The sequence below is a fragment of the Mycobacterium sp. UM_CSW genome (assembly GCF_000455205.1).
Taxonomy (GTDB): domain Bacteria; phylum Actinomycetota; class Actinomycetes; order Mycobacteriales; family Mycobacteriaceae; genus Mycobacterium.
Genome location: NZ_AUWQ01000029.1, coordinates 92,697 through 119,689 on the forward strand (window position 1 = coordinate 92,697; position 26,993 = coordinate 119,689).

The window sequence follows — 26,993 nt, forward strand, 5'->3', positions numbered from 1 at the left end:
GCGGCGCAGCCTATCAGCGCGATTGGCGCCGGGATGCCACTGCCGCCAGCGCGCCGCCGGCCGCGCCCAGGGCCAGCGCCGACGGCACCCCGATCCGTGCCGCCTTGCGAGCGGTCCGGAAGTCGCGGATCTCCCAGCCCCGTTCGCGGGCCAGGGCCCGCAGCCGCGCATCGGGATTGATCGCCACCGCGGTGCCCACCAACGACAACATCGGCACGTCGTTGTAGCTGTCCGAATACGCGGTGCAGCGCTTGAGGTTGAGGCCCTCGCGGATCGCCAGCGAGCGCACGGCGTGGGCCTTGCCGGGGCCGTGCAAGATTTCACCGACCAGCCGGCCGGTGAAGACCCCGTCGACCGATTCGGCGACGGTCCCCAGCGCGCCGGTCAGGCCGAGCCGCCGGGCGATGGTCGCCGCGAGCTCGTACGGCGTCGCCGTGATCAGCCACACCTGCTGGCCGGCGTCGAGGTGCATCTGGGTGAGCTCGCGGGTGCCCGGCCAGATCTTGTCGGCGATGATCTCGTCGTAGATCTCCTCGCCCAGCGCGACCAGCTGCTCGACGGAGCGGCCCTCGATGAAGGTAAGCGCCTTGCGCCGGCCGGCGGCGACGTCGTTGCTGTTCTCCTTGCCCAGCCACTGAAACTTGGCCTGCGCGTAGATGAATCCGAGCACATCGCGGTAGGTGAAGTAGTTGCGGGCGGCCAACCCGCGGCCGAAATGTACGGCCGACGAGCCCTGGACCAGTGTGTTGTCCACGTCGAAGAACGCGGCCGCGGTCAGGTCGATCGGCGGCTGCGGGCGGCCCTCGTCGGCGGCGCTCGCGGCCTGCAGGTCCTCGAGCGCGCGTTCGGCGCTCGCGTTGTCGACCAGCGCATCCAGGTCGGCGCGGCCGGTGTGCTCGCCGCCGCCCGACTCAGAGGAAGTCATCGCCAAACCTCCCAGATCGCTGTGCCGCCCGCTATCCGGGGGGCGGCCGCTATCAACCCTATCCGGCGGATGTTAGAGGCGGTTTTCTGCGCCTGAGCTGGATGGGGGCGCGGTCAGGTCAGGGCCACATGCCCAAATTCGTTGACATGGCGCCGGTGTAATTGCGGTGGGCGGTCGCCCCGGCCGCGCGCAGCTGACCCAACGCCTCACGCATCATCGCCTCGCCGCGGGCCCAATGCTGATGTGCCTCGGCGTGAGCCGCCGCGCCTTCCCCGGTCCAGGCTGCATGCAAACGCTTTGCCCGCGAATCGATTTCGGCGAGCATCTCTTCGGCCTGGCGCTGAAACTCGGTCATTCGCTGGACCGCATCGGCCAACGCTTCGGGGTCCACGCGAAACGCCTCAGCCACGGTAAACCCCGCGCATCTCCTGGGCGGCCCTCGCCTCGTTCTGCTCGTAAGCGCCGCCGGCCTGGCCCACCAGATGCGCCAATATCGCCAGGCCCGCGTGCACCTCGGTGGCGCCCTTATGCCACAGCTCCCATGCCGACCCGTATGCGGTCCCCGACGCCCCACGCCAGCCGCCCAACATCTGACCCACCTGATCGTCGAGCTGCTCGAGCTGCGCCATCAGATGCTCGGCCGCGCCGCCAACGGAGGCGGCAAACTCCCGCATCACCATGGCATCGACGTGGAGCGTCCCCTCAGCGCCCATACCGGCACGCTAGTGAATTTGGGGCGGACCGACAATTCACCCGTAGCGCTCGGCCCCACAATTCACTAGGCACACTGGAGCGCATGACCCGGCGACGTGTCGAGCTGCTGACCCGAGACGGCTGCACCCTCTGCGAGCGGGTGCACGCCCGGCTGGCCGAACTGGCCGGTGAGCTGGATTTCGAACTGACCACCACCGACGTCGACGTCGCGGCGGCGTCGGGCGACCCCGGATTGCGGGCCGAGTTCGGCGACCGCCTGCCGGTGGTGCTGCTGGACGGGCTCGAGCACAGCTACTGGGAGATCGACGAGCCGCGCCTGAGGGCCGATCTGGCTCGGTAGCCCGGGCGACCATTCATTTGGTAGCCCAGCTGATTAACGTTTACCGTGGACACCAGTTCAGTTACTGGAGGAAGCAAGGGAGCTGGCCAGGTGATGCTGCCGTGAGCGTCTTGCTCTTCGGGGTTTCGCACCGCAGTGCGCCGGTCTCCGTCCTGGAACAGCTCAGCATCGACGAGGCCGATCAGGTCAAGATCGTCGATCGGGTGTTGCAGTCGCCGCTGGTGACCGAGGCGATGGTGCTCTCGACATGCAACCGCGTCGAGGTATACGCCGTCGTCGACGCGTTCCACGGCGGGTTGGCGGTGGTCGGGCAGGTGCTGTCGGAACACTCCGGCATGTCGATGGGTGACCTGACCAAGTACGCCTACGTGCGCTACAGCGAGGCCGCCGTCGAACACCTCTTTGCCGTCGCGAGCGGCCTGGATTCGGCGGTGATCGGCGAGCAGCAGGTGCTGGGCCAGGTGCGTCGCGCCTACGCGGCCGCCGAGGCCAACCGCGCCGTCGGCCGGGTGTTGCACGAGCTGGCCCAGCGGGCGCTGTCGGTGGGTAAGCGGGTGCATTCCGAAACCGCCATCGACGCCGCCGGCGCCTCGGTGGTGTCGGTCGCGCTCGCCATGGCCGAACGCAGGCTGGGCGGGCTGGCGGGCAAGACCGCCGCGGTCATCGGCGCCGGGGCGATGGGCGCGCTGTCGTCCGCACATCTCACCCGGGCCGGCATCGACCGTGTTCTGGTGCTCAACCGGTCGGCCTCCCGCGGCCAGCGGCTGGCCCGCAAGATCCGCGAGTCCGGCGTGCAGGCCGAGGCGCTGACCCTCGACCGGCTGGCCGACGCGCTGGCGGACGCCGACGTCGTGGTCAGCTGCACGGGCGCGGTCAGCCCCGTGGTGTCGCTGGCCGACGTGCACCACGCCCTGGCCACCGCGCGCCGGGACGAGACCAACCATCCCCTGGTGATCTGCGATCTGGGCATGCCGCGCGACGTCGACCCGGCGGTGGCCGGGCTGCCCGGCGTCTGGGTGGTCGACGTCGAGCGCGTCCAACACGAGCCGTCGGCGCACGCCGCGGCCTCCGACGTCGACGCCGCCCGCCACATCGTGGCCGCCGAGGTCGCCAGCTACCTGGCCGGACAGCGGATGGCGGAGGTCACCCCGACGGTGACGGCGCTGCGCCAGCGCGCCGCCGACGTCGTCGAAGCCGAGCTGCTGCGCCTCGACAACCGGCTGCCGGGCCTGGAGAGCGCCCATCGCGAGGAGGTGGCCCGCACCGTGCGGCGGGTGGTGGACAAGCTGCTGCACGCGCCGACGGTGCGGATCAAGCAGCTGGCCAGCTCCCCCGGCGGCGACAGCTACGCCGAGGCCCTGCGTGAACTTTTCGAACTCGACCAGACCGCTGTGGACGCCGTCGCCGCCGGCGAATTGCCCGTGATGCCAGGCGGATTCGACGCCGGCATGCCAAAACAGTCCGGCGAGTAGCCGATTGGCGCACGTGATCCGGATAGGCACCCGGGGCAGCCTGTTGGCCACCACCCAGGCCGGCGTCGTCAGGGACGCGTTGATCGCCAACGGCCACCCCGCCGAGCTGGTGACCATCGCGACGGCGGGCGACCGGTCTTCGGCGCCGATCGAGAGCCTGGGCGTGGGCGTCTTCACCACTGCGCTGCGCGAAGCCATCGTCGACGGCCGCGTCGACGCCGCGGTGCACTCGCACAAGGATTTGCCCACCGCCGACGACCCGAGGTTCACCATCGCGGCGATACCGCCGCGCAACGACCCTCGCGACGCGCTCGTCGCCCGCGACGGGCTGGTGCTGGGAGAGTTGCCGGCGGGTTCGCTGGTGGGCACGTCGTCGCCGCGCAGGGCCGCACAGCTTAGAGCATTGGGTCTCGGTTTGGAAATCCGCCCCCTACGAGGCAACCTTGATACCAGGTTGAACAGGGTAAGCAGTGGTGATCTTGACGCGATCGTGGTCGCCCGGGCCGGTCTGGCCCGGCTGGGCCGCCTCGGCGATGTCACCGAGACGCTAGAGCCGGTGCAGATGTTGCCAGCACCGGCTCAAGGCGCGCTCGCCGTCGAATGCCGCGCCGGCGACCAGTTGGCGGCGGTGCTGGCGGAGTTGGACGACGCCGACACGCGTGCGGCGGTCACCGCGGAGCGAGCCTTGCTGGCCGAACTGGAGGCCGGTTGCACAGCACCGGTGGGCGCGATCGCCGAGGTGGTCGAGTCCATCGATGAGGACGGCCGGGTCTTCGAAGAGCTGTCGTTGCGCGGCTGTGTGGCGGCGCTCGACGGGTCCGATGTGATCCGGGCGTCCGGAGTCGGCACTCCCGGTCGGGCCCGAGAGCTGGGGCTCTCGGTCGCCGCGGAGCTGTTCGAGCTGGGCGCGCGGGAGCTGATTGGGGGGGCGCGGCAAGACCCCGCGCGAGGAAACTGAAGAGAGTCACTTGGGAGCGACAATGACGACGCGAGGGCGTAAGCCGAGACCGGGCCACATCACGTTCGTGGGCTCCGGCCCCGGCGACCCCGGACTGTTGACGACGCGGGCCGCCGCGGTGCTGGCGAACGCCGCCCTGGTCTTCACCGACCCCGACGTGCCCGAACCCGTGCTCGCCCTGATCGGCAAGGACCTGCCGCCGGTCTCCGGGCCGGCGCCGGCGAGCCCGGCCGCCGAAGGCGACAGCCAAGGGGCCGCGGATGATCAGGCCCAGGCGGCGGCGCCCGCGGTGATTTCCGCCGGACCCGATGTGCGACCGGCACTGGGCGAACCGGCGGAGGTGGCCAAGACGCTGGTCGCCGAGGCTCGTGCCGGCGTCGACGTGGTGCGGCTGGTGGCCGGCGACCCGCTGACGCTCGACGCCGTCATCACCGAGGTGAACGCCGTCGCGCGCAGCCACCTGCACATCGAGATCGTGCCCGGCCTGGCCGCCACCAGCGCCGTCCCGACCTACGCCGGCCTGCCGCTGGGTTCGTCGCACACCGTCGCCGACGTGCGCGGTGACGTGGACTGGGATGCGCTGGCCGCGGCTCCCGGCCCGCTGATCCTGCAGGCCACCGCGTCGCACCTGGCCGACGCGGCCCGCGCCCTGATCGAGCACGAGCTGGCCGAGGCCACCCCCTGCGTGGTGACCGCGCAGGGCACCACCTGCCAGCAGCGTTCGGTCGAGACCACGCTGAGCGGTCTGACCGATCCGGCCGTCCTGGGCGGCAGCGACCCGGCCGGCCCGCTGACCGGGCCGCTCGTGGTGACCATCGGCAAGACCGTGGCCAGCCGGGCGAAGCTGAACTGGTGGGAAAGCCGCGCGCTGTACGGCTGGACCGTGCTGGTGCCCCGCACCAAGGACCAGGCCGGCGAGATGAGCGAGCGGCTGACCTCCTACGGCGCGCTGCCGGTCGAGGTGCCGACCATCGCCGTCGAGCCGCCGCGCAGCCCCGCCCAGATGGAGCGGGCCGTCAAGGGCCTGGTCGACGGGCGCTTCCAGTGGGTGGTGTTCACCTCCACCAACGCGGTGCGCGCGGTGTGGGAGAAGTTCGGTGAGTTCGGCCTGGACGCCCGCGCGTTCTCCGGCGTGAAGATCGCCTGCGTCGGCGAGTCGACGGCCGACCGGGTGCGCGCCTTCGGGATCAGCCCCGAGTTGGTGCCGGCCGGCGAGCAGTCCTCGCTCGGTTTGCTCGACGACTTCCCGCCCTACGACAGCATTTTCGACCCGGTGAACCGTGTCCTGCTGCCGCGGGCCGACATCGCCACCGAGACGCTGGCCGAGGGCCTGCGCGAGCGCGGCTGGGAGATCGAGGACGTGACGGCGTACCGGACGGTGCGCGCCGCGCCCCCGCCGGCGGCCACCCGCGAGATGATCAAGACGGGCGGGTTCGACGCGGTGTGCTTCACGTCCAGCTCGACGGTGCGCAACCTGGTCGGCATCGCCGGCAAGCCGCACGCCCGGACGATCATCGCCTGCATCGGGCCCAAGACGGCCGAGACCGCGGCCGAGTTCGGCCTGCGGGTCGACGTCCAGCCCGACACCGCCGCCGTCGGCCCCCTGGTCGACGCCCTGGCCGAACACGCCGCGCGGTTGCGCGCCGAGGGCGCGCTGCCACCGCCGCGCAAGAAGAGCCGCAGGCGGTAGTGGCGATCGCCGCCGGACGCGCGAGAGTCCGTGTTTGTACGCCGACACGCCGTCGGGGCCGGCATTTTGCGGACGCTCGCGGCTGCCTAACCGCACCGCGAGGATGAGCGCCTACCCGCGGCAGCGTCCGCGCCGGCTCCGCTCGACCCCCGCGTTGCGTCGCCTGGTGGCGCAAACGTCCCTGGAGCCAAGGCATTTGGTGCTGCCGATGTTCGTCGCCGACGGGATCGACGAACCGCGGCCCATCGCCTCGATGCCGAACGTGGTTCAGCACGACCGGGATTCGCTGCGCGCCGCCGCGGAAGCCGCCGTCGCCGCGGGGGTGGGCGGGCTGATGCTGTTCGGCGTGCCCCGCGAGCAGGACAAGGACCCGACCGGCTCGGCCGGCACCGACCCCGACGGCATCCTCAACGTCGCGCTGCGCGACCTGGCCAAGGACCTCGGCGACGCCACCGTGCTGATGGCCGACACCTGCCTGGACGAGTTCACCGATCACGGGCACTGCGGGGTGCTGGACGCCAGGGGCCGGGTGGACAACGACGCCACCCTGGCCCGCTACGTCAAACTGGCTGTGGCACAAGCGGAATCGGGCGCCCACGTGGTCGGGCCGAGCGGGATGATGGACGGCCAGGTGGCCGCGATCCGCGACGGCCTGGACGCCGCGGGCTACGCCGACGTGGTGATCCTGGCCTACGCGGCAAAGTTCGCCTCGGCGTTCTACGGCCCCTTCCGCGAGGCGGTGAGCTCCAGCCTGTCCGGGGACCGGCGCACCTACCAGCAGGAGTCGGGCAACTTCCGCGAGGCGCTGCGCGAGATCCGGCTGGACCTCGACGAGGGCGCCGACATCCTGATGGTCAAGCCCGCGATGGGCTACCTGGATGTGGTGTCCGCGGCGGCCTCGATCTCACCGGTACCGGTGGCCGCCTACCAGGTGTCGGGGGAATACGCGATGATCTGCGCGGCGGCCGCCAACGGCTGGATCGACGAACGCGCCGCCGCGCTGGAGTCGCTGACGAGCATCCGGCGCGCCGGTGCCGATATCGTGCTCACCTACTGGGCCGCGGACGCGGCGGGGTGGCTTTCGTGAGACGGGGCGCGCTTTGACATCGGAGACCAGGGCGGGCGGCGGCGAGCCACAACCGCTGTTCTACGAGCCCGGCGCCAGCTGGTGGTGGGTGGCGCTGGGCCCGGCGTCGGCCGGCGCGATGGTCCTGATCGAAATCTGGAGCGGCGCGAAAGTGTCGCTGGTCGTCCCGGCGATCTTTTTGGTGCTGGTGTCGGCGTTCGTGGGGCTGCAGGTGAAAGCGGCGCGCATCCACGTCTCCGTCGAGCTCACCGAGGACGCACTGCGCCAGGGCACCGAGACCATCCTGGTGCGGGAGATCCTCAAGGTTTACCCGGCGCCCGAGCATCACCAGGCCTCCGGCAAGGAGCTGGCGAGGTGGCAGTCCGCGCGGGCGCTCGGCGAATTGGTGGGGGTGCCGCGCGGCCGGATCGGGATCGGTCTCAAGCTCACCAACGATCGCACCGCCCAGGCGTGGGCGCGCCGCCATCGCCACCTCCGGGCGGCGCTGACCCCGCTGGTCCAGGAGCGGGTGGAGCCCGCCGGATCCGATGTCGCCGACGACGATTTCGAGGGCGGGCCGACGTCGTGACCGCCCGCTTCGGCAGCTTCCGGGCGCTGCTCTTGCTGACCCTGGCCTGCGCGGCGCTGGCGGGCGCGGGGGTGACCTGGGTGCACGCGCGCCATACGGTCCGCGTCGCGCCCATCGCGGACGGCCAGCCGTTCACCACGTCGCTGGTGTACAACCCCCAGCTGCTGTTGCTGGCCCTGGTGCTGGTGACGACCGCGGGTGTGCTGGCGGTGCTGGGCATCGCGCGGCTGCGACGGCGCTAACGGTCAAGGGGAGCGTCTGCTGCGCGTGCCCGTCACGGCCGACCGCGGCAGCCGACCGGCCCGCGAATGGCCGGCGAGCGAGTCGCCGTCGACGACGACGTCGAAAGTCAGATTCAGCCGCATCGGCTTGGTCACCGACTGCCGCCAGGTCACTCGGTCCCCGTCGATCGAAATGTCCTGCAGCGCAACGATATCGCCCTTGTAGGTCGCCGTACCGACGGGACCATCGACGGCCTGCCCGAAGGTGTAGGACACCGCCAGAGAGCCGATCGGCGTCTTGATCGTGACGTCCCAATCACCGAACACGCTCATTCACACCTCCACCGGCTCGCGCCCGGCCGGCGTCCACACCGTGCCGCGGCGCTCGTACTCGAACATCTCCTCGACCACCCGCGCGATGCGCGGACCGTAGGAGCGCTCCAGGAGATACAGCGCCAGATCCAAGCCGGAGGTGACTCCCCCGGCGCTGATCAGGTCGCCGTCATCGACGACCCGCGCCCGCACCGGATGCACCCCCGCCGCTTCGAGAAGGTCCATGCCAAGGTGATGGGTGACCGCGCGGCGGCCCTCGATCAGCCCGCTCATCGCCAACACGATCGACCCGCCGCAGACGGTCGCCACGGTGACCGCGGGATTGTCGAACGCCTCGCGCATCAGGGGTGTCAGTGCGGTCTCGGTCGCCCGGGCCAGCAGCACCGGGATCGTCGCGACCCCGTCGTCCGGGTCGCCGGCTATCGGCCCGTTCGCGCCCGGAACCACGACGTATCCCGGCTTGCCCGGATCCAGCGGCCCGCCCGCCGTCAGCGCCAGGCGTCGGGTGCCGCTGACGACCTGCCGCGCGCCCTCGGCCGAAACGAGCTCCACGACGAGGTCCCCGCCAACCGCGTCGCCGCCGGCGGCAAGCACCTCGAACGGGGCGATGACGTCGAGCGGGTCGAACCCGTCGAACAACACGATCTGCGCATACACCCGTACGAGGTTTGCCGACGCGGGCCTCGCCGACCAGTGGCCAAACAGCCATATTCCGCCGTTATATTGCCAACATGCACCGCGTTGTGGTTGTGGCGCTACCGGACACCGTGGCCTTCGACCTGGCGACCCCCGTCGAGGTCTTCGGCCGGATTCGCCTATCCGACGGCTCGCCCGGATACGACGTCCGCGTGTGCGGCGCCGAGCCCGTGGTGACTGCGGGCCCGATGCGTATCGCGACCGAGCTGGGCATCGACGCGATCGCCGAGGCGGATACCGTCGTCGTGCCCGGCCGCAACGACGTCACGACGCCGCTCCCGGACGACGTCACGGCCGCGCTGAAAGCCGCGTACGCCAAGGGGATTCGGATCGCCTCTATCTGCAGCGGGGCCTTCACGCTCGCGGCGGCGGGGCTGCTCGACGGCAAGCGGGCGACCACGCATTGGGTGGCCGCGGAGCAGTTTCGGGCCGCCTTTCCCGCCGTCACCCTCGATGCCGACGTGCTCTACGTCGACGAGGGGCGGGTGCTGACGTCCGCCGGCGCGTCGGCGGGCCTGGACCTCTGCCTGCACATGGTCGCCCGCGACTACGGGTCCGCGGTTGCCGCCGAGGCGGCGAGGCTGGCGGTTGCGCCGCTGCATCGCAGCGGCGGGCAAGCGCAGTTCATCGTCCGCAATCGCCGCCCTGGCAATACCGAACTCGGCCCGCTGCTGGCATGGATCGAGGAACACGCTCGCGAGGAGCTCACTCTCGTCGACGTCGCGGCCCAAGCGTCCAGCAGCGTCCGCACCCTCAACCGTCGATTCCAGGCCGAGACGGGTCAGACTCCCATGCAGTGGGTCACCGGCGTGCGGATCCGCCACGCGCAGGAACTGTTGGAGCGAACGCCCGACAGCATCGAACTCATCGCCCGCCAGGTCGGCTTTCGGTCAGCGTCCAGCTTTCGCGAACAATTCAGGCGGGTCGCCGGGGTGTCGCCACAGGGTTACCGGAACACGTTCCGGGAGCGGGCCCTCGAGAAGAACTAGGCCGTCTTCTTGATGAGCGGCAGCACGAGCTGACGGCGGCTGACGATGGCCTCGGCGAGGCTGCGCAGCGCCTCGTGCACCGACCGCGCGATCAGAAAGTCGCCCCGGTCGCCCAGCAGTCCGGTGATCGCGGGGCTCGCGACCAAGGTCCACTCGACGCCGGCGGCGCGGCAGTCCTCGTCGAACCGGTGCACCAAGGCGACGCCGGCCGCGGCAAAATGGCTCACGTCGCTCAGGTCGAGCACCACGGGGTTGCTCCCGAGCGTGAATCGCCAAAGGTATTCGCTGACCCGGTCGACGTTGGCGGGGTCGATGCCGCCGCGGACGGTCACCACAGTCGCCAGGTGACGGCAGTGGGCGCGGATCTGGGCGGCGCCGCAATCGAACGTGCCGTAACCATGCCGAGTCGCGACATCGGTGATCGTCATGAGCGCCCCATTCCTTCGAACCTGTCCTCCTAACGGTGCCCGCTAAATCTAAGGAGACCGAAAGCCGGTCCTAACTCTTTGCTAAGAAGCCACTTTCGGGGGTCCTGGCCTGGGCCGAAGCAACACCGACGGCTTGCGCGGGCCGGCGTCGGCCGCCCGCCGAAACCCGTGCCACGCCACGGCCCATCACGCGATCGGCGCGCTCGCGCTGTTACGCTTCGAGGGCTGCCGGTTGCCGGTCGGGGGGCTTGACATCGCCCGGTCAGCCGGCACCCAACTGATACGAAACAGCGAGAGTCCAGGCGGAAAGAACAACGTGCGCGGCGCAGAGATCCGGGGAGAGATCAAGGCCCTGACGGGACTCCGCATCGTCGCCGCGGTGTGGGTGGTGCTGTTTCACTTCCGCCCGATGCTGGGCGATGCGTCGCCCGACCTGCGCGACGCCCTCGCGCCCGTGCTCAACTGCGGGGCCCAGGGCGTCGACCTCTTCTTCATCCTCAGCGGCTTCGTGCTGACCTGGAACTACCTCGACCGCATGGGCCGCTCGTGGTCGACGCGGGCCACCCTGCACTTCCTGTGGCTGCGGCTGGCCCGGGTGTGGCCGGTGTACCTGGTCACCATGCACCTGGCCGCGCTGTGGGTGATTTTCACCCTGCACGTCGGGCACGTGCCGTCGCCCGACGCCGCCCAGCTCACCGCGATCAGCTACGTGCGCCAGATCCTGCTCGTGCAGCTGTGGTTCCAGCCGTTCTTCGACGACTCCAGCTGGGACGGTCCGGCCTGGTCGATCAGCGCGGAGTGGCTGGCCTACTTGCTCTTCGGCGTGCTGGTGCTGGTGATCCTGCGGATGAAGCAGGCGACCAGGGCGCGCAGCCTGATGGTGCTGGCGTTCGCGGCGTCGTTGCCACCGGTGGTGATGCTGCTGGCCAGTGGCCACTTCTACACGCCGTGGAGCTGGCTGCCTCGAATCGTGACCCAGTTCGTCGCGGGCGCCCTGGCCTGTGCCGCCGTGCGCAGGTTGCGGTTGACCAGTCGCGGCCGCCGCGTCGCCGGGTACGTGTCCCTGCTTCTGCTGGCGGCCATGGTGGGCGTCCTGTACTGGTTCAGCGCGCACCCGATCCCCGGCGTGGTGGAGAACGACAGCGGCGGGGTGGTCGACATGCTGTTCGTTCCGCTGGTGATCGCGCTGGCGATCGGCGTGGGGGGCCTGTCGAGGATCCTGTCCACCCGGGTCATGGTGTACGGCGGACAGATCTCGTTCTGCCTGTACATGGTCCACGAGCTGGTGCACACCGCCTGGGGATGGGCGGTCGAGGAGTTCGAGCTCACGCCGCAGGACAACCCGTGGAAATGGAACGTCGTCGGCCTGCTCGCGATCGCCGTGGGCATGTCAATCCTGCTGTATCACTTCGTCGAAGAGCCCGCGCGCCGCTGGATGCGCAGGATGGTCGACGTCCGGCCCGCGACCGCGAAGACCGAGCCTAGCGAACCGGACACCGCGCCGGTCAGTGCCAAGGTTCGTCCGATCGAGGATGCGCGGGAAGCGATTTCGGCGCGCGCGGTGTGAGATTTACCTCGGCGCGCGGATCCGGTCTCGCCCGGAACCCGTCGATACCATGGCAACAGCGCCCAGCCGCCATTTGCGCGGATTGACGCCCGGTACGCGCCGATTCCTCGTACGATTCCGTTGATTCGGATGCGGCGCACGACGATACAGCTTTCGGGGGGAGGTAGCCATGAGTCGCCTGGCCACGCTCATGCTCGGCCTCGCCCTGGTGGCGGGCATCGTCCTGGCGGGCCCGGCACCGGTTCGGGCCTACCGAACTCTGACCCTGGATTCCCGGCTGAACCACGTGGCCGTCGTCGGCGACTCCTACACCACCGGAACCGACGAGGGCGGCCTCGGGCCGAATTCGTGGACCGCGCTGGCCTGGCACACGTTGGCCCAGCGCGGCGTGCGGATCGTGCCCGACGTGTCGGCCGAGGGCAGGGCCGGCTACGGCGTGCCCGGTGACCACGGCAGCATCTTCGAGGACCTGACCGGGAGGGCGGTCAAGCCCGAGGATGCCCTCGTGGTGTTCTTCGGCTCCCGCAACGACCAGGGCTTCCATCCCGAGGACCCCGAGCTGCTGGCCGGAAAGGTGCGCGACACCTTCGCTCTCGCGCGGCGCCTGTCGCCGTCCGCCAGGCTGCTGGTGATCGGGCCGCCGTGGCCGACCGCCGACGTGCCCGATTCCGTCCTCGAGATTCGCGACGTGCTCAACGGCGCGGCGCGGGCCGCCGGCGCGACGTTCGTCGATCCGATCGGTGATCGCTGGTTCGTCGACAGGCCCGACCTGATCGGCCCGGACGGGGTGCACCCCAACGACGCGGGGCATCAGTATCTGGCGGACAAGATCGCGCCGCTGATCGGCATGCAGCTGTCTCGATGACGTCGCGGTGAGCAGCCAAAGCCTTAGGCGCGCAAGGCTTTAGGCTAATCTTCCGCGTGGCGCTCGTAGTCCCATTGCTCCAGACGCGTTTGCAACTGCATCAGCCCGACGCCCGCGACGGGCGCGATGGCCGCAATGCAGATCAGCAGCAGCGGAGTCATCTTGAAAACCTCCAAACACCTTTCACTGATATGACGTTCGTGCATGGCGAGAAGTTCATTACGCGTCAGCCGTCCGCCAGGGCGCGGTCCGCGAGCGCACCGATCACCGGTGTCAGCAGTTGCGCGTATTCGGTCGTGATGTGGTTGTCGTCCCGGAAAACCAGGGTGTTGCCGACGATCGCGGGGCAGCGGTCGACGGTGCAGAACAGGTCGGTCAGGTCGGCGTACTGCCCGCCGGCCACCGTGGTCGCCGCCCGCTCGGCGCCCATGCCGTCCTCGTCGAGCGCGTCCGATCGGGCCGGCGCGCACGCGGCGGCGTTGTCGAGGTGACCCGACAGGCAGGCCGGCACCTGCCCGTGCGGATCCGGGGCGGGCCCAAGAACCAGGACGGCCGCGCCCGTGCTCCGCAACTGTTCGACCGTGCGCCCCAGGGTGTCGATCCAGGCGGGGTCGTATGAGGTGAAACCGAAATCCGCCCCGTAGCGCCGGCTCATGTCCAGCACGATCAGCCGCGGGCGCTCGGCCTTCAGCCGGTCCATGATCTGGCCGCGCCACTGGACGCATTCGGTGTACTCGCGGCCCAGGTACGGGCTGGTGATGCGAAGTTCCTGCAGCGGGCACGTCACCTTGGCCAGCGCCTCCAGCCGCCAGTGCCGCTGCTCGGCCACCCGCTGGAAGGCCGGCTCCCACATCGCGGCGTGCGAGTCGCCGACCAGGGCCACCCTCGTCGGCGACGCCAAATCGCCCGTCGCGCAGTCGCTTTGGCCCACGTCGCGCCACGACCGCACGCACCCGTTCACGAAGACGGCGGCCTTGTCGGCGGGCGCCTTGGCGAGCGGCGGGTCGAGGTTGGACGGGACGGCGCGCAGCGCCGCGGACGCCGCGACGGCATCGCGAACCTGCGCGAAGGCCTGGCGCAGCGCCGCTTCGGTCGCGCTGACGGCGGCGGCGCCGGGTTGGGGCACCGCGACGATGTTGGCCTTCGGCGCCGCCACCCCGTGACCCGCCGGCACCGGCGTCAACGTCAGCAACAGCACGCACGCGCAGGCCGCCGCCGCGCTGGCGGCGCCCGCCACCGCGAGGCTGGCCTTCGCCGATTGGCGCAGGGCGGCGGCGAACCGGCCGGGGTCCTCGACCAGATGCAGCGTGATTACGGCCAGGCCCGCCGACACGGCGGTCGCGGTCAGCCGGGCCGGCAGCCCGGCGGGCTCGCCCAGCAGCGGAGGCATGAGCAACAGCACCGGCCAGTGCCACAGGTACCAGGAGTAGGAGACCCGGCCGATCGCCCGCATCGCCGGCTTGCACAGCAGCCGCCCGGCGCCCAGCCCGCCCGTCACACAACCGGCGCCGATCACCAGTGCGGTGCCCAGCACGGGCAGCAGCGCGGCGGTGCCGGGGTAGGGGGTGCCCGGACCCAGCTGGGTGCAGGTGAGCGCGATCAGCCCCAGGCCGCCCCACCCCGCGATGGACGCGGGCAGCAGTGGCAGCCTGCGCCACACCGGGATCGACAGGGCGACCAGGCCGCCCGCCGCCAGTTCCCAGGCGCGGGTCGGCAACGAGAAGAACGCGAAGGCGGGCGACATGCGGGTCCACACCACGCCCGCCGCGAGCGACGCGGCCCCGACCACCGCGAGCACCACCGCATAGGGCGTCGCCCCCTTGCCGGCACCGCCTTTCACGCGGCGGACCAGCCACGCGGTGCCAATGATGAGCACCGGCCACACCAGATAGAACTGCTCCTCGACGCCCAGCGACCAGTAGTGCTGGAACGGCGAGGGGGCGTCGGAGGACAGGTAGTCGGTGCCCTGGCGGGCGAACCGGTAGTTGCCGACGTACAGGGCGCTGGCAATGCCGTCGAGCAAGACGCTGCGCGCCTGCAGGGGTGGGAGCACCGCGGCCGCCGCCGCAGCGGTGACGACGCCGACGGTGGCGGCGGCGGGCAGCAGGCGCCGGGCGCGCGCGCCGTAGAAGCTTCCCAGCCGGATGGTGTCAGTGCTGGTGACCTCGCGCCACAGCAGGCCGGTGATGAGGAAGCCGGAGATGACGAAGAAGACGTCGACACCGATGTAGCCGCCGGTGACGCCCGGGATGCCCGCGTGGTAGAGCACGACGGCGATGACCGCGACCGCGCGCAATCCCTCGATGTCGGGCCGGAATCCCTTCCGTGAAGTCCGCCGCTCCACTCGACGTGGGCCGCTGGCGAGTACTTCCTGCCGGACTGTCATGTGCGTGGGCTAGGTCGCCATCCAGGTCAGTTCACCGGGCAACTGCGTGCGCCAGTAACCGATGTCGTGTCCGCCCAGCGAGAAGCTGCCCGCCGGCTTGGTCTTCAGCTGGGCGACGAATTGTCTTGTGGCGAAATAGAAGCGGTCGAAGGTGCCGCAGTCCACGCGCAGCGGAATGGAGTTCAGCGCCGGCACACCCAGGACGCTGTTCTGCACCCAGTCGTCGTAGCTGTCGAAGGCTCCCTCCTCGCTGCCGGTGAAGGAGGTGTACAGCGCCGGGCTGACCGCGCAGATCCCGGCCGTGCGCGCCGGCCCCAGCTTGGCGCCCAGGTGCAGCGCCCCGTAGCCGCCCATCGACCACCCCATGAAGGCCACCCGGGAGGTGTCGAAACCCATCGACGACAGCATGGGCAGCAGTTCCTCGAGCACCATCGCGCCGGGATCCTCGCCCGAGGCCCTGCGGTGCCAGTAACTGTTGGCGCCGCCGTCGACACCCACCACCGCGAACGCCGGCTTGCCTTCCTTGACCAACTGCGCCAGCGCTTTCTCGACACCGCAGTCGAGCATCATGTTGGCGTCGCCGTCCTTGCCGTGCAGCGCGATGACCGGACGCAGGGCGCCGGCTTCGGCCTTTTGCCCGGGAGGCAGGGCGATCACCCAGTTGGTCTTTACGCCGCCGCGGGCCGCCGAGACGAAGGAACCGGTCAGTCTGTTCGGCAGGTTACTGCTGGCGGCCGACGGCTCGTACGGCGCGGGCGCCGCTTGCGGCTTGATCGGATCCAGCAGGGCGCTCAAGGCGAACACGCCGGCGGCCCCGAGGCTTGCGCCGGCACCCATCCGGAGCACCGCCCGGCGTGTCAGGTCAGGCATGATCGCAATGATGCCGCGCCGAGCCGACATTCCCGGCCGAGCCACGCCGTATTGGAAGCATTGCGTGATCTGGCGTGATCTGTTGGTCACGAAGAGGAGATCTTTGATGGTCCGTACGCCTGGTGTTGAGGCGCCGTTCACCGGATGGGCCCCGGCTGAAGACCTGGACCCGGTACGCCTCGGCGGCATGGGATTGCAGCGTTTCGCCGCGGTGCTGGCGGCACTCGTCCTGGTCGCCGCGTGCGGGCATCGACCCACGAGCCCGAGCGCGGAGCCGGCGACCGCCACGCCGATCCACCACCTGGTGGTGATCTTCGAAGAGAACGTCTCGTTCGACCACTACTTCGGCACGTATCCCCACGCGGCGGGCGTCGACGGCCAACCATTCACCGCCAAACCCGCCACCCCCGCGGTGGACGGCCTGACCCCAGAGTTGTTGACGCACAATCCCAATTCGGTGCAGCCGATGCGGTTGGGCGGGCCCGGTCAGATCGTGACCTGCGATCAGGACCACGAATACCAGGCCGAACAACTGGCCTTCAACGGCGGCGCGATGGATCGGTTCGTCGAGCACACCGAGGGCGACCCGTGCCCGGCGCCGTCCTTCAGCACACCCGGCCTGGTGATGGGCTACTACGACGGCAACACGGTAACCGCGCTGTGGAACTACGCGCAGCACTACTCGATGAGCGACAACTTCTACAACACCACTTTCGGCCCGTCGTCGCCCGGCCACATCAACCTGGTCTCGGGCCAAACGCACGGTGTGACAAAGAAATTCATGCCGGGTGGCCAGCCGTTCCCGCCGCACATGGTCATCGACGACACCGGCAACGGCCAAGGCACCCTGATCAACGACTCGCAACCCTTCGGCGACGACTGCTCGTCACGCGACCAGGTGCAGTTCAGCGCCGACAACAAGAACATCGGCGACCTGCTGACCGCGAAGGGCGTCACCTGGGGCTGGTTCCAGGGCGGCTTCCGGCCCACCAACCGCAGGCCCGACGGCACCGCCGAGTGCGGCGCCACCCACAACATCGGCGAAACCCTCGGCGGGACCGGCAAAACCGGGGCGCTGCCGTTCGGCACCAAGCCCGACTACGTCCCGCACCACGAGCCGTTCCAGTACTACCCGTCCACCGCCAACCCGCACCACCTGCCGCCGAGCGCGACCGACCAGATCGGGCGCGGCGACCAGGCCAACCATCAATACGACCTGTCCGATTTCTGGGCCGCCGCGGACGGCGGTCACCTGCCGGCGGTGAGCTTCCTCAAACCGCCCGCCTACCAAAACGGGCACGCCGGCTACTCGGATCCGCTCGACGAGCAGCGGTTCCTCGTCGAGACGATCAACCACCTGCAGCGGCTCCCGCAATGGCGCGATACGGCGATCGTCGTCGCCTATGACGACTCCGACGGCTGGTACGATCACAAACCCTCGCCGATCGTGACCTCCTCGGCCACGCCCGAGGACGCGCTGAACGGTCCGGGCCGATGCGGTGATCCCGCCGCCGCGCCCGCCGTGTATCAGGGCCGCTGCGGGTACGGCCCGCGGCTGCCGCTGCTGGTGATATCTCCTTACGCCAGAACGAATTTCGTGGACCACACGTTGACCGACCAGACGTCGATCCTGCAGTTCATCGAGGACAACTGGAGCACCGGGCGCATCGGCGACCACTCGTTCGACGAGCGCGCGGGCGCGCTCACCGGGATGCTGGATTTCACCGGTCCCACCCAACCGGCGCTGGCCCTCGACCCCCGTACCGGCAACCCGCAATAGCGTCGACCCGGGATCCAATCTCGCAGTTTTCAACCCTCGCGCGTCCCGCCGATGTCCCGCACCATCGGGGGTTGGACACGAGGGAGGGTGAATGAGCCTGGCGTTTCACTGGTTCCTGCCGACGTACGGGGATTCGCGAAACTTGGTCGCGGGCGGGCACGGCACCGCGATGCACGGTGACCGGCCCGCGACGTTGCGGTATCTGCACCAGATCTGCGCGGCGGCCGAGGACAACGGCTTCGAGGCCGTGCTCACGCCGACCGGATTGTGGTGCGAGGACGCGTGGTTGACGACGGCGATGCTGATCGAGGGCACCGAGACGCTGAAGTTCCTAGTCGCGTTCCGGCCGGGGCTGCTCAGCCCCACCCTGGCGGCGCAGATGGCCGGGACGTTCCAGCGGCACTCGGGCGGCCGGCTGCTGCTCAACGTCGTCACCGGCGGCGAACCGCACGAACAGCGCGCCTACGGGGATTTCCTGGACAAGGAATCGCGCTACGCCCGCACCGCCGAGTTCCTGCACGTGGTGCGGCAACTGTGGACCTCGCGGGAGCCGGTCACCTTCGCCGGGGACCACATCCGCATCGACGGCGCGCAGCTGAACAACCCGCCCGACCCGATCCCCGCGGTGTTCTTCGGCGGATCGTCGGCCGCCGCAGGGCCGGTCGCGGCCAAGTACTCCGACGTCTACCTCACCTGGGGCGAGCCGCGGGCGGCCGTCGCCAAGAAGCTCGATTGGATCAGGGGGCGGGCGGCCGATGCGGGGCGAATTCTGCAATACGGCTTGCGGATCCACGTGATCAGCCGCGACACCTCCGAGCAGGCGTGGGCCGAGGCGGACCGGCTGCTCGCCGCGGTTGACCCCGCCGACGTCGAGCGGGTGCAGGCCAGCCTGGCGCGCAGCGAGTCGGAGGGCCAGCGCCGCATGCTGGACCTGCACGGCGGCGACAGCGGCCGCCTCGTGGTCGGCCCCAACCTGTGGGCCGGGGTGGGCCTGGTGCGCGGCGGCGCGGGCACCGCGCTGGTCGGGTCGCACGCCGAGGTGGCCGAACGGCTGGCCGAATACTCGCGGCTGGGCATCAGCCACTTCATCCTGTCGGGCTATCCCCACCTGGAGGAGGCGTACTGGTTCGGTGAGGGTGTCCTGCCGCTGCTCGAACGAAAGGGCTTGTGGCAGCACCCCAACCGCCAATCACACCCGGCGCCGTCGACGCCGTTCGCGATCGCGTCCGCGCAGTAGGCCATGGCAACCACGCTGCCCGACGCGGGCGTCGCCGCGCCGCAAGGTCACCAGGAATCCGACGTCGAACGCCGCCGCCGGCTGCGCATCGTGGTCGCCGCCAGCCTGCTGGGCACCACCGTGGAGTGGTACGACTTCTTCCTGTACGCCACCGCCGCGGGCCTGGTGTTCAGCAAGGTGTTCTTCCCCAACGAAACCTCGTTGGTGGGAACGCTTCTGGCGTTCGCGACGTTCGCGGTCGGGTTCGTCATGCGGCCCATCGGTGGCCTGGTGTTCGGGCACATCGGGGACCGGATCGGTCGCAAGCGCAGCCTGGCGCTGACGATGCTGATCATGGGCGTCGCCACGGCGCTGATCGGCGTCCTGCCGACCGCCGCCCAGATCGGGGCCTGGGCGCCGCTGCTGCTGCTGACATTGCGCATCCTGCAGGGGTTCGCGCTCGGCGGCGAGTGGGCCGGCGCGGTGCTGCTCGCCGTCGAGCACAGCCCCGCGGACCGCCGCGGCCGCTTCGGCGCCATTCCGCAGGTCGGCCTGGCGCTCGGATTGGCCTTGGGGACCGGCATTTTCGCGTTTCTGCAGATCGCGTTGGGCCCCAGCCGCTTCCTGGCCTACGGCTGGCGGATCGGGTTCCTGCTGAGCCTGGTGCTGGTGGCGATCGGCATCGTGGTCCGGTTGCGGGTGGAGGAGACGCCGGCGTTTCGCGAGCTGGCCGACCTCGAGGCCACGTCCACCGTGCCGATCCGTGAGATCGTCCGCGAACCCCGATCCCGGCGCAACACCGTGCTTGGGCTGCTGTCGCGGTGGGCCGAGGGCTCGGCGTTCAACACGTGGGGTGTCTTCGCGATCAGCTACGCCACCGGCGCGTTGGGGTTCAACAAGGTGTCGGTCCTGGTCGTCGTGACCGTCGCCGCCCTGCTGATGGCGGTGCTGCTGCCGGTGTCGGGAATCCTGACCGACCGGTTCGGGCCGCGGCGGGTGTATCTGGTTGGCGTGGTGTGCTACGGCCTGTTGGCGTTCCCCGCGTTCGCGCTGTTCGGCACCAGGAACCTGCTGCTGTTCGGGCTGGCGATGGTCGTCGTGTTCGGTGTCGTGCACGCGCTGTTCTACGGCGCGCAGGGCACGCTGTATTCGGCGCTGTTTCCCACCGCCACCCGCTACACCGGGCTGTCGTTCGTCTACCAGTTCTCCGGCGTGTACGCCTCCGGCGTCACCCCGATGATCCTGACCGCGCTGATCGCCGCCGACAGGAAGGCGCCCTGGCTGGCGTGCGGGTATTTGGTGGCCACGGCCGTCATCAGCGTGATCGCGACGGCCAGGATCCGCGAGCGGGATTTGTACCTCTGAGCTGACCGGGCGCACGCCGCGCCTACCCCGCCACCGAGACTGCGATGAGCGCGTGATTTTCGCAAAATCCGCGATCTGTGCGCAGTCTCGGCGCCGCAACCGGTCGCGGCCCGTCCGCCGATGTGATGTGGTTAACCGTGGCCGGCACCACCCAACTGCGCCAAGGGCTATCGCAGCGGCAGCTCAGCATGATCGCCCTGGGCGGCGTGATCGGCGCCGGGTTGTTCGTCGGGTCGGGCGTGGTGATCAAGGACACCGGGCCCGCCGCGTTCCTGACGTACGCGCTGTGCGGCCTGCTGATCGTGCTGGTGATGCGCATGCTGGGCGAGATGGCCGCCGCCAACCCGTCGACGGGGTCGTTCGCCGACTACGCGGCGCAGGCCCTGGGCGGCTGGGCGGGGTTCTCGGTGGCCTGGCTGTACTGGTACTTCTGGGTGATCGTGGTCGGGTTCGAGGCGGTCGCCGGCGGCAAGGTCCTGGGCTATTGGTTCCACGCGCCGCTGTGGCTGCTCTCGCTGTGCCTAATGGTGCTGATGACCGCGACGAACCTGTTCTCGGTGTCGTCGTTCGGTGAATTCGAATTCTGGTTCGCCGGAATCAAAGTCGCCACGATCGCGATCTTTCTCGCCGTCGGCGCGGTGTTCGTACTGGGCCTGCTGCCCGGCCATCACCACGCCGATTTCTCCAACCTCACGGCGCACGGCGGGTTCTTCCCGAAGGGCGTCGCGGCGGTCTTCGCGGCCATCGTGGTGGTGATTTTCTCCATGGTCGGCGCCGAGATCGTCACCGTCGCCGCCGCCGAGAGCCGCGACCCCGAGCTGGCGGTGCAGCGGGCGACGAGGTCGGTGGTGGCGCGCATCGGGATCTTCTTCGTCGGCTCGGTCTTCCTGCTCGTGGTGATCCTGCCGTGGAATTCGGTGGAGCTGGGCGCCTCCCCGTACGTCGCGGCGCTCAAACACATGGGCCTGCGCGGCGCAGATCAGGTGATGAACGCCGTCGTGCTCACCGCGGTGCTGTCCTGCCTGAACTCGGGCCTGTACACGGCGTCACGGATGCTGTTCGTGCTCGCCGACCGGCGCGAGGCCCCCGCCCGGCTGGTCAGGCTCAGCGGGCGCGGCGTCCCCCACATCGCGATCCTCTGCTCGTCGGCGATCGGCTTCGGCTGCGTCCTCATGGCCTGGATCGCGCCCGGCACGGTGTTCCTGTTCCTGCTCAACTCGTCGGGCGCCGTCATCCTCTTCGTCTACTGGTTGATCGCGCTGTCGCAGATCGTCCTGCGGCGCCGGACGCCCGAAGAAAAGCTGCGCATCAAGATGTGGCTCTTCCCGGTGCTGTCGATCCTCACCCTCGCCGGGATCACTGCCGTGCTGGTGCAAATGGCGTTCGACCGCTCGGCGCGCAGCCAGCTCTGGCTCAGCCTGCTGTCGTGGGCGGTGGTGATCGCGCTGTATTTCGCGGCCCGGGCGCGCGGCCGGGTCAGTCGGTCTTCGTGAACAACACCGCTTGCTCGAACGGTATACGGGAGAAGATCGGCCGCGCCCTGCTCGTTACGTGCGTGGCCGCCTCGGCCTTGGTCACCACCTGCGGGTCGGCGATACCGAAGGTTTTGCCGTGGCGGCGCATCCGCCCACCCCCCGCGGCTTTGAGGTTCTTCAACCAGTCGCGGTCGGGGCCGTAGCTAAGCAGGACCGCCACGCCGGGTTTGCCGTCGACGGTGGCGGTGAACGCGTTCACCGGTGTGCGATAAGGCTTTCCGGAGCGGCGGCCGACGTGCTCGATGATGGCGAAGGAAGGCGCCCAGCCCGCCCACATCCGCTGAATTGGGTTGGTGACGTGCCGATTGAAGCGCGCGAGCCCCTGTGGAAGTTGCATGCCGTCCATCCAACTCGCCCACCCCGCCCGGCATCAAGGCATGCGGCGTGTCGCGGGCAGCAGCGCGCGCGCCAGCCGGGCCGGGCGGGACGGGGGCGGCCGCCAGGGCTGCTGATCGTGTGCCGGCCATGCGTAACAAGGGGTTTGGCCGTCCAGCAGCCGTCGCAGGCCGGGGATGGCCAGCTCGCGGGCGGACCAGTCGTAGAGCAGTTCGAGTCGCGGTTGGATGACCCCGACATCGAGCAGGTGCCCTACTCCGTGCTCGGCCCGCAGGTAGGGCGCGAGGTCCTCGCCGAGCGGGTAGCGATCCGGCAGCACCCGGGAAAGCGACAGGAATATCCCGGTCATGCCCAGGCGCGGGTCACCGAGCGGCCGGCCGGCGACGGCCAGCCAGCCGAGCGCGAGGCGCGGGGAGGCGACCAGGGCGTGGGCGTAGAGGACCCGCATCAGCACGAGGTTGATGAAGAAACGCTCGACGCGGGACTCGCGCGCGGCGAGGTGCAGGTTCTCCAGGTACGCGCTCACGACGCTGACGTTGTGCGCCCGGTACCAGCGTTGGGCGGAGGGCCGCCGGATGAACTCGAGCGTCGCGGCGACGGCCGGAGAGCTCGGCGCGCCGGGATGGCCGAAGGCCAGGGCGCGCGCCTCCCATCCGTCGTGCAGTAGGCGCTCGTTCATCGCGCGCCACCAGGGGCTCCCCGGGGACGGCCCGTCGGCCGGGTTGAGCAGTCCGCGCCGCAGCTGCCAACCCATGAAGGCCGACGCCGCCTGCCGATACGGTAGGTGTCCGCGGTCCACGCGCGCCGGGACTTCGTAGAGCTCCCGCATCAGCGCGAGGCGGGCGTGCGGATCGTCGCGGACGCCTTCCACCCGGGCCCGGGCGACCTCGACGGCCGTGTGCCGTGTCACCAGCGCAAGCGTAGTGTCGCGTCATGGCTGACTCCCCGGGTGACGAGGCCGCCGAGCGCGCCCAGGAGCTGCTGCGCAGGGAGGCCGAACTCGCCGCCCGCAAAGCCGTCACCGAGGACGACGTGAAGCGCGCCGCCGAGCGCGCCGACCGCGCCCACGAGCGGGACCAGGCGGCCCGTGAACGCGCGGTGTCGCGCCACTACGAGGCCGGCGCCGCCCACGAACGCGCCGCCGCGGTCGAGGAACTCGCGGTCGAGGAGGGCCTCGGCGACGTGGCCGCCCACCGGCGCGCGGCGGAGAAGGAACGCGAGGCCGCCCGCCGCGAGCTGCGGGCAGCGCAGCAGGCCGACCAGCAGGACGCCTGATATCGGCGCTCTGCTACACCCTGTAGTTGAACGATCGGCCGAGGCTGGGACACTGGTCGGCATGGCTACCAGTGACCAGGCGACCGCCCATGCCGCGACCTCGGGAAGCGGCGTGGCGGCGTCGGCGCGGCTGTTCGAGGACGCCTGCGCCGTCATCCCCGGCGGGGTGAACTCCCCGGTGCGCGCGTTCACCGCGGTGGGCGGCACGCCGCGCTTCATCACCGAGGCGAAGGGCTACTGGCTCACCGACGCCGACGGCAACCGCTACGTCGACCTGGTGTGTTCCTGGGGCCCGATGATCCTCGGCCACGCCCACCCCGCCGTCGTCGACGCCGTCGCCACGGCCGCCGCCTCGGGCCTGTCGTTCGGGGCGCCGACGCCGGCCGAGAGCCAGCTGGCCGCCGAGATCATCGGGCGGGTGGCGCCGGTCGAGCGGATCCGGCTGGTGAACTCCGGCACCGAGGCCACGATGAGCGCCGTCCGGCTGGCCCGAGGGTTCACCGGCAGGGCCAAGATCGTCAAGTTCTCCGGCTGCTACCACGGCCATGTCGACGCGTTGCTCGCAGACGCGGGCTCCGGCGTCGCGACGCTAGGTTTGCCGTCCTCGCCCGGGGTGACCGGCGCGGCCGCGGCCGACACAATCGTGTTGCCCTACAACGACATCGACGCCGTCACGGAGACGTTCGCCCGGTTCGGCGACCAGATCGCCGCCGTGATCACCGAGGCCAGCCCCGGCAACATGGGCGTCGTCCCGCCGGGGCCGGGCTACAACGCGGCGCTGCGCGCGATCACCGCCGAGCACGGGGCGCTGCTGATCGTCGACGAGGTAATGACGGGGTTCCGGGTCAGCCGAAGCGGTTGGTACGGAATCGATCCCGTCGCCGCCGACCTGTTCACCTTCGGCAAGGTGATGAGCGGCGGGCTGCCGGCCGCAGCGTTCGGCGGACGGGCCGAGGTGATGGAGCGGCTGGCGCCGCTGGGGCCGGTGTATCAGGCCGGCACCCTGTCGGGAAATCCGGTGGCGGTGGCCGCCGGGCTGGCCACGCTGCGCGCCGCCGACGACGCGGCCTACGCCGCACTGGACGCCAACGCCGACCGGCTGGCGGGGCTGCTGTCCGAGGCGCTGACGAACGCCGGTGTGCCGCACCAGGTTCCGCGGGCCGGCAACATGCTCAGCGTGTTCTTCTCCGAAACGCCGGTGACCGACTTCGCCGCCGCGCGGGCCAGCGAGACCTGGCGTTACCCGCCGTTCTTCCACGCCCTGCTGGACGCGGGCGTCTACCCGCCGTGCAGCGCCTTCGAGGCCTGGTTCGTCTCGACGGCCCTGGACGACGACGCATTCGACCGGATCTCGGCCGGGCTGGCCCTCGCGGCCCGCGCGGCCGCACAGGAGGACAGGCCCTGATGGCCGAACAGACGAAAGTTCACGTGGTGCGCCACGGCGAGGTGCACAACCCCACCGGCGTCCTCTACGGCCGGCTGCCCGGATTCCACCTGTCCGAGAGGGGACGGGCGCAGGCCGACGCGGTCGCCGAGGCGCTGGCCGACCGCGACGTCGCCGCCGTCATCGCCTCCCCGCTGCAGCGGGCGCAGGAGACCGCCGCGCCCATCGCCGCCAAGCACGGCCTGGCCGTGGACACCGACCCCGACCTGATCGAATCGCTCAACTTCTTCGAGGGCCGCCGCGTCGGCCCGGGCGACGGCGCCTGGCGCGACCCGCGGTTCTGGTGGCGGCTGCGTAACCCGTTCACCCCGTCCTGGGGCGAGCCCTACACCGAGATCGCGGCCCGGATGACGACCGCGGTGGACAAGGCGCGCGCCCGCGCCACCGGGCAGGAGGTGGTGTGCGTCAGCCACCAGCTGCCGGTGTGGACGCTGCGGCTGCACCTGAGCGGCAGGCGGCTCTGGCATGACCCGCGACGACGCGAATGCGGGCTCGCCTCGGTGACGACCCTGGTCTACGACGGCGATCGCCTGGTCGACATCGAGTACTTCCAGCCCGCGGCGCCATGAGTGTGCGGCGGCTGGCGATGGCCGGGGCGGCGGTGGCCATTTTGCTGGCCGGCTGCACCGGTCGCGACGCCGTGGCGCAGGGCGGCACCTTCGAATTCGTCTCGCCCGGCGGGAAGACCGACATCTACTACGACCCGCCGTCCAGCCGCGGCCGGCCCGGGCCGCTGTCCGGGCCGGACCTGGCCGACCCGGCGCACACCCTGTCGCTGGACGACCCGACGTTCGCCGGCCGCGTCGTCGTCGCCAACATCTGGGGGCAGTGGTGCGGTCCGTGCCGCGCCGAGGTCGCTCAGCTGCAGCAGGTATATGACGCCACCCGCGGCGCCGGGGTCTCCTTCCTGGGCATCGACGTCCGGGACAACAACCGGCAGGCGGCCCTGGACTTCGTCGACGATCACCACGTCAGCTACGCCTCCATCTACGATCCGGCGATGCGCACCCTGATCGCGTTCGGCGGCCGGTACCCGACCACCGTGATCCCGTCCACGCTGGTGCTGGACCGCGAGCACCGGGTCGCCGCCGTCTTCCTGCGGGAGCTGCTGGCCCAGGATCTGCAGCCAGTGGTGCAGCGGGTGGCCGGGCAGTGACCGGCTTCGCCCAGATCGCCGCCGCCGGGCCGCTGCTGCTGGCGCTGGGCGTGTGCCTGCTCGCGGGGCTGGTGTCATTCGCCTCGCCGTGCGTGGTCCCGCTGGTCCCCGGCTACCTGTCCTACCTGGCCGCGGTCGTCGGGGTCGACGAGCAGCCGCCGCCCGGCGCCATCAAGGCACCGCCCGCCGCCCGGTGGCGGGTCGCGGGCTCCGCCGCGTTGTTCGTCGCCGGGTTCACCACGGTGTTTGTCCTCGGGACCGTCGCCGTCCTCGGCATGACCACCGCGCTGATCACCAACCAGTTGCTGCTGCAGCGCGTCGGCGGCGTGCTGACCATCGTGATGGGCCTGGTGTTCGTGGGCCTCATCCCTGCGCTGCAGCGCCAGGCCCGGTTCAGCCCGCGGCAGCTGACCACGGTCGCGGGGGCGCCGGTGCTCGGCGCGGTGTTCGCGCTCGGCTGGACGCCGTGCCTGGGGCCCACGTTGACTGGGGTGATCACCGTCGCGTCGGCTACCGACGGCGCGAACGTCGCGCGCGGGGTCGCGCTGGTGATCGCCTACTGCCTGGGGCTGGGCATCCCGTTCGTGCTGCTGGCGTTCGGCTCGGCGGGGGCAGTCGGGGCGCTGGGCTGGCTGCGACGGCACACCCGGGCCATCCAGATCTTCGGCGGCGCGCTGCTGATCGCCGTCGGCGCCCTGCTGGTGACCGGCGTATGGAATGACTTCGTCTCCTGGCTGCGCGACGCGTTCGTCTCCGACGTGAGGCTGCCGATTTGAT

General features: G+C 70.5%; 29 protein-coding genes. 19 read left to right on the forward strand and 10 right to left on the reverse strand.

The window, feature by feature from the left end:
• Positions 1-13: 13 nt before the first annotated feature.
• From N415_RS12250 to N415_RS12260, 3 genes are all read right to left on the reverse strand, one after another.
• A complete protein-coding gene (locus N415_RS12250) occupies positions 14-925 on the reverse strand; it encodes an HAD-IB family hydrolase (protein ID WP_068181574.1) in 912 nt (303 codons plus the stop codon).
• A 118-nt stretch (positions 926-1,043) separates the two neighbouring features.
• On the reverse strand, positions 1,044-1,334 hold the full coding sequence (locus N415_RS12255; RefSeq protein WP_068181577.1) for a WXG100 family type VII secretion target: 291 nt from the start codon (positions 1,332-1,334) through the stop codon (positions 1,044-1,046).
• A complete protein-coding gene (locus N415_RS12260) occupies positions 1,327-1,638 on the reverse strand; it encodes a WXG100 family type VII secretion target (RefSeq protein ID WP_068181578.1) in 312 nt (103 codons plus the stop codon). Before N415_RS12260 ends, N415_RS12255 begins: the two co-directional genes overlap by 8 nt.
• Before the next feature lie 83 nt (positions 1,639-1,721).
• On the opposite strand from N415_RS12260, the gene N415_RS12265 reads away from it, so the two are divergent.
• From N415_RS12265 to N415_RS12295, 7 genes are all read left to right on the forward strand, one after another.
• Entirely contained in the window at positions 1,722-1,979 is a 258-nt protein-coding gene (locus N415_RS12265; RefSeq protein ID WP_068181582.1) for a glutaredoxin family protein, read from the forward strand.
• Between the two features lie 101 nt (positions 1,980-2,080).
• On the forward strand, positions 2,081-3,451 hold the full coding sequence (locus N415_RS12270) for a glutamyl-tRNA reductase (RefSeq protein ID WP_068181584.1): 1,371 nt from the start codon (positions 2,081-2,083) through the stop codon (positions 3,449-3,451).
• Positions 3,452-3,464: 13 nt separating this feature from the next.
• Positions 3,465-4,409 carry a hydroxymethylbilane synthase gene (gene hemC, locus N415_RS12275; protein ID WP_068181587.1) on the forward strand — a complete coding sequence of 315 codons (945 nt, stop codon included), beginning with the start codon at positions 3,465-3,467 and terminating at the stop codon, positions 4,407-4,409.
• A gap of 22 nt (positions 4,410-4,431) precedes the next feature.
• Positions 4,432-6,099 carry a uroporphyrinogen-III synthase gene (locus N415_RS12280; RefSeq protein ID WP_068181592.1) on the forward strand — a complete coding sequence of 556 codons (1,668 nt, stop codon included), beginning with the start codon at positions 4,432-4,434 and terminating at the stop codon, positions 6,097-6,099.
• 103 nt (positions 6,100-6,202) lie between these two features.
• Complete coding sequence (gene hemB, locus N415_RS12285; RefSeq protein WP_068181597.1) at positions 6,203-7,186, forward strand: porphobilinogen synthase; 984 nt, start codon at positions 6,203-6,205, stop codon at positions 7,184-7,186.
• A gap of 55 nt (positions 7,187-7,241) precedes the next feature.
• Complete coding sequence (locus N415_RS12290) at positions 7,242-7,754, forward strand: DUF3093 family protein (RefSeq protein WP_068114179.1); 513 nt, start codon at positions 7,242-7,244, stop codon at positions 7,752-7,754.
• A complete protein-coding gene (locus tag N415_RS12295; protein ID WP_068181600.1) occupies positions 7,751-7,996 on the forward strand; it encodes a hypothetical protein in 246 nt (81 codons plus the stop codon). Before N415_RS12290 ends, N415_RS12295 begins: the two co-directional genes overlap by 4 nt.
• Before the next feature lie 3 nt (positions 7,997-7,999).
• On the opposite strand, the gene N415_RS12300 is transcribed toward N415_RS12295, so the two are convergent.
• Together N415_RS12300 and N415_RS12305 are read right to left on the reverse strand one after the other, a co-directional pair.
• Positions 8,000-8,308: a hypothetical protein gene (locus N415_RS12300; protein WP_068181602.1), complete on the reverse strand. Its 309-nt coding sequence runs from the start codon at positions 8,306-8,308 to the stop codon at positions 8,000-8,002.
• The gene (locus tag N415_RS12305) at positions 8,309-8,965 is read right to left on the reverse strand and encodes a DJ-1/PfpI family protein (protein WP_068181606.1); all 657 of its coding nucleotides are present in this window, start codon (positions 8,963-8,965) and stop codon (positions 8,309-8,311) included.
• 74 nt (positions 8,966-9,039) lie between these two features.
• Here N415_RS12305 and N415_RS12310 point away from each other — a divergent pair, with 74 nt between their 5' ends.
• Positions 9,040-9,993, forward strand: a complete 954-nt coding sequence (locus N415_RS12310; RefSeq protein WP_068181608.1) for a helix-turn-helix domain-containing protein — start codon at positions 9,040-9,042, stop codon at positions 9,991-9,993.
• On the opposite strand, the gene N415_RS12315 is transcribed toward N415_RS12310, so the two are convergent.
• Positions 9,990-10,421 carry an STAS domain-containing protein gene (locus tag N415_RS12315; RefSeq protein ID WP_068181609.1) on the reverse strand — a complete coding sequence of 144 codons (432 nt, stop codon included), beginning with the start codon at positions 10,419-10,421 and terminating at the stop codon, positions 9,990-9,992. The genes N415_RS12310 and N415_RS12315 overlap by 4 nt on opposite strands.
• Before the next feature lie 316 nt (positions 10,422-10,737).
• Between N415_RS12315 and N415_RS12320 the strand changes: the two genes are divergently transcribed.
• Together N415_RS12320 and N415_RS12325 are read left to right on the forward strand one after the other, a co-directional pair.
• Positions 10,738-11,988: an acyltransferase gene (locus N415_RS12320; protein ID WP_068181700.1), complete on the forward strand. Its 1,251-nt coding sequence runs from the start codon at positions 10,738-10,740 to the stop codon at positions 11,986-11,988.
• 169 nt (positions 11,989-12,157) lie between these two features.
• A complete protein-coding gene (locus N415_RS12325; protein ID WP_068181612.1) occupies positions 12,158-12,853 on the forward strand; it encodes a GDSL lipase in 696 nt (231 codons plus the stop codon).
• A 226-nt stretch (positions 12,854-13,079) separates the two neighbouring features.
• On the opposite strand, the gene N415_RS12330 is transcribed toward N415_RS12325, so the two are convergent.
• Together N415_RS12330 and N415_RS31435 are read right to left on the reverse strand one after the other, a co-directional pair.
• Entirely contained in the window at positions 13,080-15,197 is a 2,118-nt protein-coding gene (locus N415_RS12330) for an acyltransferase family protein (RefSeq protein ID WP_239645522.1), read from the reverse strand.
• Positions 15,198-15,248: 51 nt separating this feature from the next.
• Positions 15,249-16,118 carry an alpha/beta hydrolase-fold protein gene (locus N415_RS31435; RefSeq protein ID WP_193376443.1) on the reverse strand — a complete coding sequence of 290 codons (870 nt, stop codon included), beginning with the start codon at positions 16,116-16,118 and terminating at the stop codon, positions 15,249-15,251.
• Between the two features lie 97 nt (positions 16,119-16,215).
• On the opposite strand from N415_RS31435, the gene N415_RS12340 reads away from it, so the two are divergent.
• The 4 genes from N415_RS12340 (at position 16,216) to N415_RS12355 (ending at position 21,963) form a co-directional block, all read left to right on the forward strand.
• Positions 16,216-17,889 (forward strand): alkaline phosphatase family protein, encoded by a 1,674-nt coding sequence (locus tag N415_RS12340; RefSeq protein WP_239645514.1) that lies wholly within the window; start codon positions 16,216-16,218, stop codon positions 17,887-17,889.
• 91 nt (positions 17,890-17,980) lie between these two features.
• Positions 17,981-19,126 carry an LLM class flavin-dependent oxidoreductase gene (locus tag N415_RS12345; RefSeq protein ID WP_068181626.1) on the forward strand — a complete coding sequence of 382 codons (1,146 nt, stop codon included), beginning with the start codon at positions 17,981-17,983 and terminating at the stop codon, positions 19,124-19,126.
• Positions 19,127-19,129: 3 nt separating this feature from the next.
• Entirely contained in the window at positions 19,130-20,470 is a 1,341-nt protein-coding gene (locus N415_RS12350; RefSeq protein WP_068181630.1) for an MFS transporter, read from the forward strand.
• A gap of 137 nt (positions 20,471-20,607) precedes the next feature.
• Entirely contained in the window at positions 20,608-21,963 is a 1,356-nt protein-coding gene (locus N415_RS12355; protein ID WP_068181706.1) for an amino acid permease, read from the forward strand.
• Here N415_RS12355 and N415_RS12360 read toward each other — a convergent pair.
• Positions 21,947-22,342, reverse strand: coding sequence for a nitroreductase family deazaflavin-dependent oxidoreductase (locus N415_RS12360; protein WP_068181704.1), 396 nt, complete (start codon positions 22,340-22,342; stop codon positions 21,947-21,949). The two genes, N415_RS12355 and N415_RS12360, sit on opposite strands and share 17 nt — an antisense overlap.
• A gap of 33 nt (positions 22,343-22,375) precedes the next feature.
• Positions 22,376-23,251, reverse strand: a complete 876-nt coding sequence (locus N415_RS12365) for a hypothetical protein (protein ID WP_239645516.1) — start codon at positions 23,249-23,251, stop codon at positions 22,376-22,378.
• Between the two features lie 23 nt (positions 23,252-23,274).
• On the opposite strand from N415_RS12365, the gene N415_RS32235 reads away from it, so the two are divergent.
• The 5 genes from N415_RS32235 to N415_RS12390 all read left to right on the forward strand — a co-directional run bounded on the left by N415_RS32235 (position 23,275) and on the right by N415_RS12390 (position 26,992).
• Positions 23,275-23,616 carry a hypothetical protein gene (locus tag N415_RS32235; RefSeq protein ID WP_068181635.1) on the forward strand — a complete coding sequence of 114 codons (342 nt, stop codon included), beginning with the start codon at positions 23,275-23,277 and terminating at the stop codon, positions 23,614-23,616.
• A 61-nt stretch (positions 23,617-23,677) separates the two neighbouring features.
• Positions 23,678-25,021, forward strand: a complete 1,344-nt coding sequence (gene hemL / locus N415_RS12375) for a glutamate-1-semialdehyde 2,1-aminomutase (RefSeq protein ID WP_068181638.1) — start codon at positions 23,678-23,680, stop codon at positions 25,019-25,021.
• On the forward strand, positions 25,021-25,629 hold the full coding sequence (locus N415_RS12380; RefSeq protein ID WP_068181640.1) for a histidine phosphatase family protein: 609 nt from the start codon (positions 25,021-25,023) through the stop codon (positions 25,627-25,629). The genes hemL and N415_RS12380 overlap by 1 nt, the downstream gene beginning before the upstream one ends.
• Positions 25,626-26,216, forward strand: a complete 591-nt coding sequence (locus N415_RS12385; RefSeq protein ID WP_068181641.1) for a TlpA disulfide reductase family protein — start codon at positions 25,626-25,628, stop codon at positions 26,214-26,216. The genes N415_RS12380 and N415_RS12385 overlap by 4 nt, the downstream gene beginning before the upstream one ends.
• The gene (locus N415_RS12390; protein ID WP_068181642.1) at positions 26,213-26,992 is read left to right on the forward strand and encodes a cytochrome c biogenesis CcdA family protein; all 780 of its coding nucleotides are present in this window, start codon (positions 26,213-26,215) and stop codon (positions 26,990-26,992) included. The genes N415_RS12385 and N415_RS12390 overlap by 4 nt, the downstream gene beginning before the upstream one ends.
• Position 26,993: the final 1 nt, after the last annotated feature.

Excerpts from the sequence above, each read along its gene's own strand:
- N415_RS12260 (WP_068181578.1), bottom strand. The coding sequence starts at position 1,638 with ATGGGCGCTGAGGGGACGCTCCACGTCGATGCCATGGTGATGCGGGAG.
- N415_RS12325 (WP_068181612.1), top strand. The coding sequence starts at position 12,158 with ATGAGTCGCCTGGCCACGCTCATGCTCGGCCTCGCCCTGGTGGCGGGC.
- N415_RS12310 (WP_068181608.1), top strand. The coding sequence starts at position 9,040 with ATGCACCGCGTTGTGGTTGTGGCGCTACCGGACACCGTGGCCTTCGAC.
- N415_RS12250 (WP_068181574.1), bottom strand. The coding sequence starts at position 925 with ATGACTTCCTCTGAGTCGGGCGGCGGCGAGCACACCGGCCGCGCCGAC.
- N415_RS32235 (WP_068181635.1), top strand. The coding sequence starts at position 23,275 with ATGGCTGACTCCCCGGGTGACGAGGCCGCCGAGCGCGCCCAGGAGCTG.
- N415_RS12385 (WP_068181641.1), top strand. The coding sequence starts at position 25,626 with ATGAGTGTGCGGCGGCTGGCGATGGCCGGGGCGGCGGTGGCCATTTTG.
- N415_RS12265 (WP_068181582.1), top strand. The coding sequence starts at position 1,722 with ATGACCCGGCGACGTGTCGAGCTGCTGACCCGAGACGGCTGCACCCTC.
- hemL (WP_068181638.1), top strand. The coding sequence starts at position 23,678 with ATGGCTACCAGTGACCAGGCGACCGCCCATGCCGCGACCTCGGGAAGC.
- N415_RS12380 (WP_068181640.1), top strand. The coding sequence starts at position 25,021 with ATGGCCGAACAGACGAAAGTTCACGTGGTGCGCCACGGCGAGGTGCAC.
- N415_RS12300 (WP_068181602.1), bottom strand. The coding sequence starts at position 8,308 with ATGAGCGTGTTCGGTGATTGGGACGTCACGATCAAGACGCCGATCGGC.
- N415_RS12315 (WP_068181609.1), bottom strand. The coding sequence starts at position 10,421 with ATGACGATCACCGATGTCGCGACTCGGCATGGTTACGGCACGTTCGAT.
- N415_RS12340 (WP_239645514.1), top strand. The coding sequence starts at position 16,216 with ATGGTCCGTACGCCTGGTGTTGAGGCGCCGTTCACCGGATGGGCCCCG.
- N415_RS12360 (WP_068181704.1), bottom strand. The coding sequence starts at position 22,342 with ATGCAACTTCCACAGGGGCTCGCGCGCTTCAATCGGCACGTCACCAAC.
- hemB (WP_068181597.1), top strand. The coding sequence starts at position 6,203 with ATGAGCGCCTACCCGCGGCAGCGTCCGCGCCGGCTCCGCTCGACCCCC.
- N415_RS12280 (WP_068181592.1), top strand. The coding sequence starts at position 4,432 with ATGACGACGCGAGGGCGTAAGCCGAGACCGGGCCACATCACGTTCGTG.
- N415_RS12350 (WP_068181630.1), top strand. The coding sequence starts at position 19,130 with ATGGCAACCACGCTGCCCGACGCGGGCGTCGCCGCGCCGCAAGGTCAC.
- N415_RS12345 (WP_068181626.1), top strand. The coding sequence starts at position 17,981 with ATGAGCCTGGCGTTTCACTGGTTCCTGCCGACGTACGGGGATTCGCGA.